Source organism: Longimicrobium sp., assembly GCF_036388275.1.
GTDB lineage: Bacteria > Gemmatimonadota > Gemmatimonadetes > Longimicrobiales > Longimicrobiaceae > Longimicrobium.
On the sequence record NZ_DASVSF010000041.1, the window covers coordinates 1 to 12,934 of the forward strand.

General features: G+C 69.9%; 10 protein-coding genes. 7 read left to right on the plus strand and 3 right to left on the minus strand.

Going from position 1 to position 12,934, the window contains the following annotated elements; genetic code table 11:
- The first annotated feature begins 328 nt into the window (after positions 1-328).
- The 4 genes from VF632_RS08825 (at position 329) to VF632_RS08840 (ending at position 5,844) form a co-directional block, all read left to right on the plus strand.
- Entirely contained in the window at positions 329-1,381 is a 1,053-nt protein-coding gene (locus VF632_RS08825; RefSeq protein ID WP_331022506.1) for a GntG family PLP-dependent aldolase, read from the plus strand.
- Positions 1,382-1,540: 159 nt separating this feature from the next.
- Complete coding sequence (recA, locus tag VF632_RS08830; protein WP_331022507.1) at positions 1,541-2,581, plus strand: recombinase RecA; 1,041 nt, start codon at positions 1,541-1,543, stop codon at positions 2,579-2,581.
- Between the two features lie 489 nt (positions 2,582-3,070).
- Positions 3,071-4,963: a potassium transporter Kup gene (locus VF632_RS08835; RefSeq protein ID WP_331022508.1), complete on the plus strand. Its 1,893-nt coding sequence runs from the start codon at positions 3,071-3,073 to the stop codon at positions 4,961-4,963.
- Positions 4,964-5,079: 116 nt separating this feature from the next.
- The gene (locus VF632_RS08840; RefSeq protein WP_331022509.1) at positions 5,080-5,844 is read left to right on the plus strand and encodes a transglycosylase SLT domain-containing protein; all 765 of its coding nucleotides are present in this window, start codon (positions 5,080-5,082) and stop codon (positions 5,842-5,844) included.
- A 43-nt stretch (positions 5,845-5,887) separates the two neighbouring features.
- On the opposite strand, the gene VF632_RS08845 is transcribed toward VF632_RS08840, so the two are convergent.
- Entirely contained in the window at positions 5,888-6,568 is a 681-nt protein-coding gene (locus VF632_RS08845; RefSeq protein ID WP_331022510.1) for a hypothetical protein, read from the minus strand.
- A gap of 263 nt (positions 6,569-6,831) precedes the next feature.
- On the opposite strand from VF632_RS08845, the gene VF632_RS08850 reads away from it, so the two are divergent.
- The 3 genes from VF632_RS08850 to VF632_RS08860 all read left to right on the plus strand — a co-directional run bounded on the left by VF632_RS08850 (position 6,832) and on the right by VF632_RS08860 (position 10,978).
- Positions 6,832-7,245, plus strand: a complete 414-nt coding sequence (locus VF632_RS08850; protein ID WP_331022511.1) for a nuclease A inhibitor family protein — start codon at positions 6,832-6,834, stop codon at positions 7,243-7,245.
- A 155-nt stretch (positions 7,246-7,400) separates the two neighbouring features.
- The gene (locus tag VF632_RS08855; RefSeq protein ID WP_331022512.1) at positions 7,401-10,334 is read left to right on the plus strand and encodes a DNA/RNA non-specific endonuclease; all 2,934 of its coding nucleotides are present in this window, start codon (positions 7,401-7,403) and stop codon (positions 10,332-10,334) included.
- Between the two features lie 263 nt (positions 10,335-10,597).
- Complete coding sequence (locus VF632_RS08860) at positions 10,598-10,978, plus strand: hypothetical protein (RefSeq protein WP_331022513.1); 381 nt, start codon at positions 10,598-10,600, stop codon at positions 10,976-10,978.
- Between the two features lie 173 nt (positions 10,979-11,151).
- Here the strand turns inward: VF632_RS08860 and VF632_RS08865 are convergent, their stop codons facing one another.
- Both VF632_RS08865 and VF632_RS08870 read right to left on the minus strand, forming a co-directional pair.
- Positions 11,152-12,339 (minus strand): PLP-dependent aspartate aminotransferase family protein, encoded by a 1,188-nt coding sequence (locus tag VF632_RS08865; protein WP_331022514.1) that lies wholly within the window; start codon positions 12,337-12,339, stop codon positions 11,152-11,154.
- Positions 12,336-12,932 (minus strand): hypothetical protein, encoded by a 597-nt coding sequence (locus VF632_RS08870; RefSeq protein WP_331022515.1) that lies wholly within the window; start codon positions 12,930-12,932, stop codon positions 12,336-12,338. Before VF632_RS08870 ends, VF632_RS08865 begins: the two co-directional genes overlap by 4 nt.
- Between the last annotated feature and the right edge of the window lie 2 nt (positions 12,933-12,934).

Sequence of the window (12,934 nt, forward strand, 5' to 3'; positions counted from 1 at the left end):
GGGAATCTGCGGGAATCTGCGGGAATCTGCGGGAATCTGCGGGAATCTGCGGGAATCTGCGGGAATCTGCGGGAATCTGCGGGAATCTGCGGGAATCTGCGGGAATCTGCGGGAATCTGCGGGAATCTGCGGGAATGGACGGACGACTCACCATCTGACGGAGGCAGAACATGGGGTTCATCGGCAGCGGGTACGAGTCGTACTGGCCGATGTTCGGGAACCGCTACAGCGTGCTCGCAACGCTGGAACCGAGGCCGTTGCCGTCCCTTGCATCGGCGGCGGGTTCGCGGGATCTTTCGGCTCCTTCTGAACCCGCCAAGAGCCGTCGATGCCCGCACGCCCCGAAAGCACCGTAGACCTTCGTTCCGATACCGTTACGCGGCCCACGCCGGCCATGCGCCGCGCCATTGCCGAGGCCGAGGTGGGCGACGCCGTGCTGGGCGACGACCCGACAGTGGCGGAACTGGAGCGGGTGGCGGCGGAGCTGGTTGGAAAGGAGGCCGCGCTGTTCTTTCCCAGCGGCATCATGGCCAACGCCGCCGCGCTGCTGGTGCTAGGCAGGCCTGGGACCGAGGCGGTGATCGAGGCGTCGGGGCACATCCTGAACTACGAGGAGGGCGCGGCGGCGGCCTGGGGCGGAATCCAGCTTCACGCCGTACCCACGCCCGACGGCCTGCTGACCCCGGAGCTGGTTGCGGAGCGCATCCGCCCGCCGTCGCCGTACGTGCCGCAGACGTCGCTGCTGTGCCTGGAGAACACCCACAACAGCGCTGGCGGAAAGGTGCTGCCGTTGGACCGGATGGGCGCCCTCGCCGGCGTGGCCCGCGAGCGCGGAGTGCGGGTGCACCTGGATGGCGCGCGCCTCTCAAACGCGTCGGTCGCCTCGGGCGTGGCCATGCGCGACTACGCGGCGCACGCCGACACGGTGATGTTCGCGCTTTCCAAGGGGCTGGGCGCGCCGGTGGGCTCCATGCTGGCGGGGGACGCGGAGGCGATGGAGCGCGCATGGCGGGTGCGGCGGCGGCTGGGTGGAGGCATGCGCCAGGCGGGGATCCTTGCGGCGGCGGGGCTGTACGCCCTTCGCAACCACTTCCCGCGGCTGGAAGAGGACCATCGGCGGGCGAAGGAGCTGGCCGCAGCCGTGTCGAGCGTGGAGGGGGTGGCCGCCGCGGAGCCCGAAACGAACATCGTGATGATCGATCTTCGCGAGCCGCGGCTGGACCCCACCGCGCTGCTGGCGGCGCTGGAACGCCGGGGCGTGCGCATGGTGCAGTTCGGTCCGCGCCGGCTGCGGGCCGTAACGCACCTGGACGTGGACGACGCGGGGATCGAGCACGCCTCCAGCGCCTTTTCCGATGTGGTCGGCGAACTGCTGGCCTAGGCAGGAACGCGCGGCAACTTGCCGCACGAAAACCCTTGTGCATCGTGCCGCGAACGTGTAAACTTTCGCTTTATCTTCGGGAACGCCGTCCGGCGTCCGGTGTATTGTCCGCACAGCCGCCCGGCGGCTTTCTGAACGAGCTTCTACCAGGGAAACCCAATGGCCGTCGACATCGCCGAGGACAAGCGCAAGGCCCTGAACGTGGCCATTGGCCAGATCGAAAAGGCCCACGGCAAGGGCTCCATCATGCGGATGGGGGTCAACGGCCCCCGGGTGGCGATCACGGCCATCCCCACGGGCGCCATCAACCTCGATGCGGCCATCGGCATCGGCGGCATCCCGCGTGGGCGCGTCACCGAGATCTACGGGCCGGAGTCGTCGGGCAAGACCACGCTCTGCCTTCACGTCATCGCCAACGCGCAGAAGGCCGGGGGCGTGGCCGCGTTCATCGACGCCGAGCACGCGCTCGACATCGAGTACGCGCGCAAGCTGGGCGTTGACGTCGACAACCTGCTGGTGTCGCAGCCCGACACGGGTGAGCAGGCGCTGGAGATTGCCGAGGTGCTGGTGCGCTCGAGCGCGGTGGAGGTGGTGGTGATCGACTCGGTGGCGGCGCTGGTGCCCCGCGCCGAGATCGAGGGCGAGATGGGCGACAGCCACGTGGGCCTGCAGGCGCGGCTGATGAGCCAGGCGCTCCGCAAGCTGACGGGCGCCATCAACCGCTCGCAGACCACGGTGATCTTCACCAACCAGATCCGCGAAAAGATCGGCGTGATGTTCGGCAGCCCCGAGACCACGACCGGCGGCCGCGCGCTGAAGTTCTACGCCTCGCTGCGCATCGACATTCGCCGCATCGGGTCCATCAAGGACCGCGAGGTGCTGGTGGGCAACAAGACGCGCGCCAAGATCGTCAAGAACAAGGTGGCGCCGCCCTTCAAGCAGGCGGACTTCGACATCATGTTCAACGTGGGCATCGACCATCACGGCATCGTGGTGGACCTGGGCGTGGAGTCGGACGTCATCAACAAGTCGGGCGCGTGGTTCTCGTACGGCGACGTGCGGCTGGGGCAGGGGCGCGAGAACGCCAAGAGCTTCCTGCAGGAAAACCCGCAGGTCGCCGCCGACATCGAGGCGCGCGTCAAGGAGGTGCTGGGGATGCGCGGGATCGTCGCCGCCACCGACGGCGCCGACAGCGACTGACGTCCTTCCGCTGTGCGGCGAGGCGCTGAGAGAGGGGAAAACTTCGATCGGGGTTCGACGGGCCGCCTCGCATCCTGCGGGTGGGCCCCTCCCCCGGCAAACTGCGCCGGGAGAGGGGAGACTTCGATCGAGGTTCGACGGGCCGCCTCGCATGCCGCGGGAGCCCCCCACTCCCCGGCCCTCTCTCCCGCTTCGCAGGGGAGAGGGAGAATTCGGTAGCGCTCCGGCACGGTCCACGTGAAGCCTCCCGCAGTCGGGGAGGCTTTCCGCTTTTGTCGGGGCCGATTCATCCGCTTCAGGCAGCAACTCGCAACGGGCGCGGCCTCTCGCTCATACGGCGTTGACGCGGGCCTTCACGCCCGCGAGGTTGTCGCGCGCCCTGGCAGCCGGAGCAGTCGTGGAGCGTGGGCACAAAACCGGCTGTAAGGCCGCTACGTAACCGGCGGCGCACCGAATGGGCGCCGCTGGGCGTCCGCATCCCGGGATCCCGTGAGCACGAACACCCACGCCGAACCGTCCGGCAAATACTTCTACGTCCTGGCGCTCACCGCCCTGGGCGTGGTGTACGGCGACATCGGCACCAGCCCCATCTACGCCATCCGCGAAGCGCTCGGGCCCCACTACGGGCTGTCGCCCACGCGCGACAACGTGCTGGGCGTGATGTCGCTGGTCTTCTGGGCGCTGATCCTCGTCATCTCCATCAAGTACCTGCTCTTCGTGATGCGGGCCGACAACCGCGGCGAAGGCGGGATGATCGCGCTTACCGCGCTGGTGGCGCCGCAGCGCAGGATGCGGCCGGGTAGCCGGCGCTGGGTCCTCGTGCTGGTGGGGCTGTTCGGCGCGTCGCTGCTGTACGGCGACAGCATGATCACGCCCGCCGTCTCCGTGCTCTCCGCCGTCGAGGGGCTGGAGGTGGCCACGCCGCTCTTTTCGCCGTACGTGCTGCCCATCACCATCACCATCCTGGTCGCCATCTTCGCGGTGCAGTCGCGGGGAACGGCGGGCATCGGGCGTGTGTTCGGGCCGGTGACGCTGGTGTGGTTCCTCACGCTGGGCGCGCTGGGGCTCAACCAGCTGGTCCGCCGGCCCGAGGTGCTGTGGGCCATCAACCCGGTGCACGGCGTCGAGTTCTTTGCCCGCAACGGCTGGTCGGGCTTCTTCGTCCTCGGCTCCGTCTTCCTCGTGGTGACCGGCGGCGAGGCGCTGTACGCCGACATGGGGCACTTCGGAAAGAAGCCCATCCAGGCGACCTGGTTCACCATCGTGCTCCCCTGCCTGATCCTGAACTACTTCGGGCAGGGGGCGCTGATCCTGGGCGACCCGGCGGCGATCGAGCACCCGTTCTTTCTGATGGCGCCCAAGTGGGCGCTCTATCCGCTGGTGGCGTTGACCACCGCGGCCACGGTGATCGCCTCGCAGGCCGTGATCTCGGGGGCGTTCTCGCTCACGCGGCAGGCCGTGCAGCTGGGCTACCTGCCCCGGCTTCACATCGAGCACACGTCGGAGCGGCAGATCGGGCAGATCTACATTCCGTCCATCAACTGGCTGCTGATGTTCGCCTGCATCGGACTGGTGCTGGGCTTCCGCACCAGCGGCAACCTGGCGGCGGCGTACGGCGTGGCGGTGACGACGGACATGGTGTTCACCACCATCCTGTTCGCGTTCGTGGCCAGCCAGCGCTTCGGGTGGGCGCGGTGGAAGGTGGGGCTGCTGTGCGCCGGGTTCCTGGTCGTGGACCTGGGCTTCTGGGGGGCCAACATCGTCAAGATTCCGGATGGCGGCTGGTTCCCGCTGGTGATCGCCGCGGCGTTCTTCGTCTGCATGACTACCTGGAAGACGGGACGGCAGATCCTGGCTGACCGGCTGCAGAGCCGCACGCTGCCGCTGGCCATGTTCATGGACGACCTGGAAAAGAACGCGTTCACCCGCGTTCCGGGCACGGCCGTGTACATGTACGGCAACTCGCAGGGCACGCCGCCGGCGCTGCTTCACAACTTGATGCACAACAAGGTGCTTCACGCGCGCGTGGTGCTGCTGACGGTGGAAACGGAGGAGGTTCCCTTCGTCGACGACAGCGAGCGCACCACCGTGGAGCAGCTGAGCCACGGCCTGTACCGCGTGATCCTGCGCTACGGCTTCACCGAGAACCCCGACATCCCCACGGCGCTGGCGGCCATCCAGAACCCCGACCTGCCGCTGAAGACTATGGAAACGAGCTACTTCCTGGGTCGCGAAACGCTGATCGCGTCCAAGAAGCGGGGGATGGCCATCTGGCGCGAGCGCCTGTTCTCGGTGATGTCGCGCAACGCCCGCAGCGCCACGTCGTTCTTCGGGCTGCCGCCGAACCGCGTGGTGGAGCTGGGCGCGCAGATCGAACTGTAGGGACGGGATCGGACGAGGAGAGGGACCGGCGGCCTGGCCGCCGGTCCCGGATTTGCTCCGGGTGGGCCGCGCCACACCGTTCGGATGGACGGTTCGGAAAACGGAGGAGATGGACCGTGACCGACACTGCCCGACCCAGCGGGTCGTCGAAGTATGGGCTGGCCGGCATCCCGCGGTGGATGCTGGCGCTGCTTCCGCTGATCCTCATCGCCGGCATCGCCCTCGCACGTTCCACCGCGGGCGTGTCTCGGGCCTTCGCGCCGGCCGCGGGCGTGCCCGACAGCCTGCGCGAGCTGCGCGTGGCCGCCCCGCGCACCCCCCGGCTCGTGAAGACGCCGTACCTTGAGCGGGTGGTCGAAAAGAAGGCCGATCCGCGCGAGATTCTCTGCGACCAGATGGTGGCCCGCTACAACATCACCAACACCATGGCGCGGATGGTCTACGACGCCGCGGCCGAGGTGGGGCTGGACCCGGAGCTGGGCTTTCGCCTGATCCGGGTGGAGAGCGTGTTCGACCCCGGGGCGGTGGGGCAGGGCGGCGCCGCGGGGCTGGTGCAGATGATGCCCGGCACCGCACGCGCCATCAATCCCGAGATCGACACCAGCCGGGAGCTGATGGACCCCAACACCAACATGCGGCTGGGCTTCGGCTACCTGCGCGAGATGATCGAGCGCTACGACAAGTACGGGAACGACGCGGTGCGGCTGGGGGTCATCGCCTACAACCGCGGCGAGAACGCCGTCGACCGTGCGCTCAAGCGGGGGAAGGACCCGGAGAACGGCTACGGCGCGCGCGTCCTGGGGCCCCGCGCCCACGGCGGAGGCAGCTACCAGGGAAAGGGCGTCGGCCCCCTGCCGGCCGACTCTGCCGCGAAGAACTAGGCCAGGCACCCTCCAGGGGCGCCCGGCCTCCGTCGTCCAGGGGTCAGTAGCGGCCGCCCCGGTCCGGCGAAGCGTCGCGGATTTCCTGCTTCAGCACGTCCACGCGTCGCGCCACGTCGGTGCGGGCGGGAAGGTTTGCCGAGAGGGCGGTGAGCACGTCGCCCGCGCGGTCGGCGACGGCGGTGGCGCGGCACTCGATGGCGTTCTGCTGGATCTGCCGCGCCAGGGTGCGGGCGCGGCTCTTTTCCGGGTCCATCACGAACAGCCCCGTCTGCGTCTCCGACGCCGACACCAGGTTGCCCAGCTCGTAGGCCTGCGACTGCATCTGCACGCATTCGCGGCCCCAGTACGGCGGGCGCGAGCCGCCGGGGTAGCCAGGCCGGTCCTCGTAGTCCGGCCGGTCCGGGTATCCGCCGCCCGCCTGCTCCTCGTGCGGAAACACCAGGGCCATGTACACGATGGCCGTCGCCTGCGTGGCGGTGAGCGTCCCGCGCCGCGCGCCGGGCCCCAGCAGATCCACCCACGTCAGGTCGATGGCGCGGGACTGCTCGCGGGTCAGCCGGTTGGGGTTGTAGCCGTAGTACCGCACGGCGCGGTCGATCAGCCGCTCGGAGCGGCTGCCGCGCCACTGGGCGGTGGAGGACTGCGCATGCGCCGGGGTGTGGGACGAGGCCAGCGCCACAAGGGCGGCGGCGGCGAAGATCAGGGTGCGGAATCGGGGCATCGGGGTGTCTCGCTGTAAGCTTGAATGGGAGCGCCGGAGGGGCGCCGCCGGCGGGCTGTCCATCCCGCCGTCGCCTGGCTCCATGCGCAACCGGAGCGCCCGCGCGTGTGTTCCCGCCGCAAGTGATTGTGTGTCAAGGCGATGTCCCTTCCGCCAGCCTCATTTTCGCCCTGCGCGGCTGTCCACGCCGGATGACAGGCGCGGCGGCGGAACGCCCCGAGGCAGGGGACAGCATCCCACCTACTTCCAGCGGAGTCCAATCCATGGCCCAGCCCGATCCCGATGAACTAAAGCGTGAGATGGAGGCCGCCTCGGCGGGGCTCACGTACGGCAGCGAATCCGATCGCCCCTTCTCGTTCTTCTTTCTCCCTGGCGCCGGCGACAATCCACCCGGCGTGGACGAATTCGCGCGGCTCCTCTGCGAGCCAGACGGTTCTCCGGTGGAGGAGCGGTCGCTGGACCACTTCTTCACCGGACACACGGAAACCAGCGATCCGTGGGACGCGCAGGCCCAGGCCATCCGCCCGCGCTACGAGGCACTGCGGGAGCTGCTCCGCACCCGGCTCCGCGGCGCGACGGTGTACCGCCTGGGCAAAATCGAGGTTCGCTGCTACGTCGTCGGGGGAGACGGCAAGGGGAACCTGGCCGGGCTGGAAACAGTGGCGGTCGAGACCTGACCGTTACTCGTAAAGTGATGCACCGGTACGAGATACGTCTGATGTGGGGGCTTGAAATCCGGTGTCGGGGATGGTATCTTTGTCATCTATCCCTGACGGGTTCCGCGCCTCCAATCGGAGGCGCGATCCTTTTCGCCCTCCTTTCCAGAATCCCCATGAGCCTTTCGACGCTGCGTGTCCTCGGGGCCGCATTTTTTGGTGTGGTGCTGCTTTCCGCTTGTACGCAGGACACGGCGACTGCGCCCACCGCGCGCCTGGACGTCCAGGCGGCTGCCGCCACCGGCCTGGTCATCAACGAGGTGATGCCCAACCCCAACGCGGTGCTCGACGACTTCGGCGAATGGTTCGAGGTCTACAACCCCGGCGCGGCGGACGTGGACCTGAAGGGATACACGCTGGCCTCGGCCAACGACGCGGCGTACGTGATCCCCGCCAGCGTGGTGGTTCCCGCGGGCGGGTTCGTGGTGCTGGCGCGCAGCGGCGACGTCACCAAGAACGGCGGCCTGAACGCCGCGCACGCCTACCGCTCCACCTTCACACTCGCCAACGGCACCACCGACTGGCTGGCCCTGCGCGACGCCTCGGGCGCCTCGGTAGACTCGGTGGCCTGGGGCACGACGTCGCCTCCCACGGGTGCCACGCGCGGCGTGGTGAACGCCGCCGCCGACAACGTGGTGATGAGCGGAAGCAACTGGGCCACGGCCACCAGCACGTACGGCCTGGGCGACAAGGGCACCCCCGGGGCGGTGAACGACGGCTCCACCACCACCCCGCCGCCGCCGCCCCCCTCCACGGGCACCGGCGCCATCGTCATCAACGAGATCCTGGCCGACCCCAACGCCGTGCTCGACGACAAGGGCGAGTGGTTCGAGGTGGTCAACCGCACCGCGGCGCCCGTGAGCCTGCAGGGATGGAAGATCGTGTCGCGCGGCGACGCGGGCCACACCATCACCACCGCCGTGACGGTGCCGGCCAACGGCTACCTGGTGCTGGGGCGCAACGCCGATTCCGTAACCAACGGCGGCGTGGCCGTGGGCCACGTCTTCGCCAACGTCAACCTGGGCAACAGCTCCGACCACCTGGTGCTCAAGGACGGCGCCGGCGCCACCGCCGACTCGGTGGACTGGGCCGTCACCGCCCCCCGCGGCGCCTCGCGCTCCGTGATCGACGCGGCGGCCGACAACACCGACGCCGGCGCGGGCACCAACTGGTTCACCTCGACGGCCTTCTTCGGCGCGGGGGGCGACAAGGGCACGCCGGGCGCGGCCAACAGCTCCACCGGCGGCGGCGGCCAGCCGGGTGTGGTGGCTTCCATCAGCATCAGCATCAACACCCCGCGCTCGGTTCCGGCGGGCTACACCAAGCCGGCGTTCCCCACGGCGCGCGACGCCTTCAACACCGTCGTCTCGCCGCCCCCGGCGTACACGTGGACCACGTCGGACGCGTCCGTGGCCGTCGTCGACTCCATGGGCTACATCACCGGCGTCTCGGCCGGAACGGTGACCGTCACCGCGACGGCCCCCAACGGCGTGTCGGGCACGGCGCAGATCACCATTCTCCCCGGCACCGCGCCCACCCCGGCCGTCTACCGCAACCACGTGGAGTTCGGCACCCCGGCGGCGGCCGGCGTGCTGCTGAGCAAGCCGCAGTTCGCCGCCTCGTACAGCGAAACGCGCGGCGGGCCCAACTGGGTGAGCTGGAACATCAACGCCACGCAGTTCGGCGCCGCGCCGCGCTGCGACTGCTTCAGCGCCGACCAGACGCTGCCCACGGGCACCTACCGCGTGGTGGACTTCGACTACCGCAACGGCGGGTACGACCGCGGCCACATGGTGCAGTCCGAAAGCCGCACCACCACGGACCAGGAGAACGCCAGCACCTTCCTGCTGACGAACATCCTTCCGCAGGCCGGTGAGAGCAACCAGGGCCCCTGGAGCAAGTTCGAGAACCACCTGAACGACCTGGCCCGCCAGCAGGGCAAGGAGATCTACGTCGTGGCCGGCGGCGAGTACTCGGCCAACCCGGTCACGCTCAAGGGCCAGGGCCGGGTGCAGATCCCCGAGTGGACCTGGAAGGTGGCCGTGGTGATGGACGGCGGCGAGGGGCTGAACGACGTGCGCGGCACGGGCGACGTGCAGGTGCTGGCCATCCGCATGCCCAACGACACGGCCGCCGCCCGCGGGACGCGCAACAACCCGTGGGAGATGTACGCCGTGACGGTGGACCAGATCGAGGCGCGCACCGGCTACGACCTGCTCGACAAGCTTCCGAACGCCATCGAGCGCATCGTCGAGGCCAACGACCGCGCCCCGGTGGCGGCCACGGACGGGCCGTACATCGGCATCGAGGGCTCGTCGGTGACGCTGGACGCCTCGGCCTCGACCGATCCGGATGGCGACGCGCTGACGTACGAGTGGAGCTTCGGCGACGGCGCCACCGGCACGGGCGCCCGCCCGGTGCACGTCTACACGGACAACGGCACCTACCCGGTGTCGGTGATCGTCAGCGACGAGTACGGCGCGGCCGACACGGCCACCACGGTGGTGACGGTGATGAACGCGGCGCCCACGGTGGCGGCGTTCGGCGGCGCGGCGCTGCTGCGCGGTGAGAGCTACACGGCGGCGGGCACCTTCGCCGATGCAGGCGACGACACCTTCACCGCCATCGTGGACTACGGCGACGGCTCGGGCGCGCGTGCGCTGGCGCTCGACGGCGGATCGTTCGCCCTCGCGCACCGCTACACGTCGGCCGGCACCTACACCGTGACGGTGCGGGTGACCGACGACGACGGCGCCGAAGGCGTGCGGACCTCGACGGTGACGGTGCAGTCGCCGGAACAGGGCGCGGCCGCGCTGATCAACGCGGTGCAGAACGCCAACCTGCAGCGCGGCGAAGAGGTTTCGCTGACCGCCAAGCTCCGCGCGGCACAGCAGTCCCTTGCCCGCGGCAACGACGGCGCCGCCGTCAACCAGCTGGGCGCGTTCATCAACGAGCTGGAAGCGGCGCAGCGCACGGGCCGCATCTCGGGCGACGACGCGGCGCGCTTCTCGGCCGAGGCGCAGCGGATCATCCGCAGCATCGAAGGCTGAGATCCGCCGCCGGGCCTTGCGCCCGGCACGCAGGACGGGGCCGCTTCTCCACGTGAGGAGCGGCCCCGTTTTGCATCCGCCGGTTTCTGCGATCCGAAGCCGCGCGGAGGGCGTGCACGGCGTAAACATTGTCCCGTTGGGGCGAGCCGGAAAGCGCCTCTTGTTAACGGCGCGCGAGGGCGATAGACTATCCAGTGTACAAAGACTAGAGATAAACGGTTTGGACGGCGGCTACAGGGCCGCGGTCCCGGGCAGGGTGGCGAATGACGCCGCCTGATCCCCGGCGGGTGCCCATCGAGGCCATCCGCGAGGCGGCGCGCCGCGCCGTCTCCGAACAGTCGCTGCGTGCCGTGGCGCGGGCGATCCCGATGAGCCCCATGGGCTTGCAGCACTTCATCAACGGGACGTCGCCCTACCGAAGCACGCTGCGCAAGCTCACCGCGTGGTACGTGAACCGGGGCGCCAGCCGGGGAGAGTTCTCGGAAGACACGGTGCTGGCCGCGCTGGCCATTCTGCTGGACGGGCTTCCCGACGAGCAGCAGCCGACCGCACGCGCCGAGCTTCTGGACCGCATCGCGGTGCTTTACGAGGGCGCCGGCACCGAGGTGCCCGCCTGGCTGAAGCGCCTGCGCCGGGACGGCTGAGGCGCTGTGATTGCATCAAAAGGGCGCCGGGGACCAGGGGTCTCCGGCGCCCTTTCGTGCGTCTTCAAGAAAACAAAGAAGGCCTCACGCAGAGGCGCAGAGCCGCAGAGAGAGGAACCGAGAGAACTCCGCGTCCTCTCGGCGCCTCTGCGGCTCTGCGCGTGCTTTTTTGTTCAGTCGGCCGCTTCGCGCTCGGTCTCCCCGGCGTCAGCCGCGCGCAGGGCCTGGTCGAAGTCGGCGATCAGGTCCGCGGCGTCCTCGATACCCAGGGAGATGCGGACGAAGCCGTCGGGTATGCCGTTCGCAGCGCGCTCCGCGGGCGTCATCGCCGCGTGCGACGTGTGGCGCGGCTCCGACACCAGCGTCTCTACCCCGCCCAGGCTGGGCGCCAGCTTCGCCAGCTGCAGCGCGCGGACGAACCGCGTCGCCGCCGGCCCGCCGCCCCGTAGCTCGATCCCCAGCATCGCGCCGAACCCGTCCAGGATGCGCGCCGCCGTCTCGTGGTCCGTGTGCGAGGGCAGGGAGGGGTGAATGACGCGGGCGATCTCGAGCCGCTCCTGCGCCCAGCGGGCGATCTCCGCGCCGTTGCGGTTGTGCCGCTCCATCCTCACCGACAACGTCTTGATCCCGCGCTCCAGCAGCCACGCCGCGTGCGGGTCCAGCACGGGCCCCCACACGCGCGCCCGCTTGCGCGCCTCGCCAATGCGCGCGGCGCTGCCCACCAGCACGCCCGCCGTCACGTCGCTGTGGCCGCCCAGGTACTTGGTGGCGCTGTGCATCACCAGGTCCGCCCCGTGCTCCAGCGGGCGGAAGTTGAGGGGCGACGTGAAGGTGCTGTCGATCACCAGCGCCGCCCCGTGCGCCTGCGCCGCCCGGGCGACCGTGGCCACGTCCAGCACGCGCAGAATGGGGTTGGATACCGACTCGCCCAGCACCACGCGCGTCTCGGGACGCAGCGCCTCCGTCCACTCCGGGGAGAACAGGTCCACGTAGGTGGTCTGGATGCCCAGCCGCGACAGCTCGGTGGAAAGCAGCGCGCGGGTGCCGCCGTAGATGGCGTCCGTAGCCACGACGTGGTCGCCCGCCTGCAGCAGGGAAAGGAGCGCGCAGGCCATGGCCGCCATCCCGCTGCCCACCGCGAGGGCGTCGTCGCCGCCGTCCAGGGCGGCCAGGCGGGCCTCCAGCACCTGGTGGTTGGGGCCGTTGCCGTAGCGCGTGTACAGCAGGTCGCCCCGGCCCTCCGCGTCCATGTAGAACGTGGTGCTGGTGACGATGGGGTTCACCACCGGCGCGTTGGGGCGCGGCGCGGGGTCGCCCGCGTGGATGGCCTGGGTACCGGGGCCGGCCGGGTGCGGCATCATCCCTCCTGCACGACGAAGGCGGACAACGGCGAGATGGTGCCGTCCACGTGCACGGCAGCCACCCGCTTCAGATAGAGGTGCGCCAGCGCGGCGGTCACCGCCTCGCGGGCCACGCCGGTGTCGTCGGCCAGGTCGGCGCGGCTGGCGCGGCCGCGGCGCACCAGGGCGTCCCACACCGCGCGCTGCGTGGCATCGGCTTCGCCCAGCAGCGCCACGTCGCCCTCGTCCTGGATGGCCACCAGGAGCAGGCCGTGGCGCTCCAGCACGGCCTCGATGGCCTCGACGTGGTGCTCCTGCACGTTGCGGACGACGAAGAACGCCTCGCCCGGGCGCTCGTCGCCCAGGTAGCGCAGCAGCAGCTTCGCGACGATCTCGTCGGCGCAGGAATAGTCCAGCACCCGGACCTGCGAAAAGTCCAGGATCGACAAGGTGACCTCGCGGTCCTCCATCTCGGCGAGCTGGCTCTCGACCCCGGTGCGGATGGCCCGCCCCGTGGGGCGGGTCACCAGGTTGCTGAAGAGCGAAGTCACCGAGCGGCGGGCAGCGCGGTACAGGTCGATGGGAAGCGGAGCGATCCTGCGCCCTTGAAGCATGG

Excerpts from the sequence above, each read along its gene's own strand:
- VF632_RS08845 (WP_331022510.1), bottom strand. The coding sequence starts at position 6,568 with ATGCCCCGATTCCGCACCCTGATCTTCGCCGCCGCCGCCCTTGTGGCG.
- VF632_RS08865 (WP_331022514.1), bottom strand. The coding sequence starts at position 12,339 with ATGATGCCGCACCCGGCCGGCCCCGGTACCCAGGCCATCCACGCGGGC.
- VF632_RS08855 (WP_331022512.1), top strand. The coding sequence starts at position 7,401 with ATGAGCCTTTCGACGCTGCGTGTCCTCGGGGCCGCATTTTTTGGTGTG.
- VF632_RS08860 (WP_331022513.1), top strand. The coding sequence starts at position 10,598 with ATGACGCCGCCTGATCCCCGGCGGGTGCCCATCGAGGCCATCCGCGAG.
- VF632_RS08825 (WP_331022506.1), top strand. The coding sequence starts at position 329 with ATGCCCGCACGCCCCGAAAGCACCGTAGACCTTCGTTCCGATACCGTT.
- recA (WP_331022507.1), top strand. The coding sequence starts at position 1,541 with ATGGCCGTCGACATCGCCGAGGACAAGCGCAAGGCCCTGAACGTGGCC.
- VF632_RS08870 (WP_331022515.1), bottom strand. The coding sequence starts at position 12,932 with ATGCTTCAAGGGCGCAGGATCGCTCCGCTTCCCATCGACCTGTACCGC.
- VF632_RS08850 (WP_331022511.1), top strand. The coding sequence starts at position 6,832 with ATGGCCCAGCCCGATCCCGATGAACTAAAGCGTGAGATGGAGGCCGCC.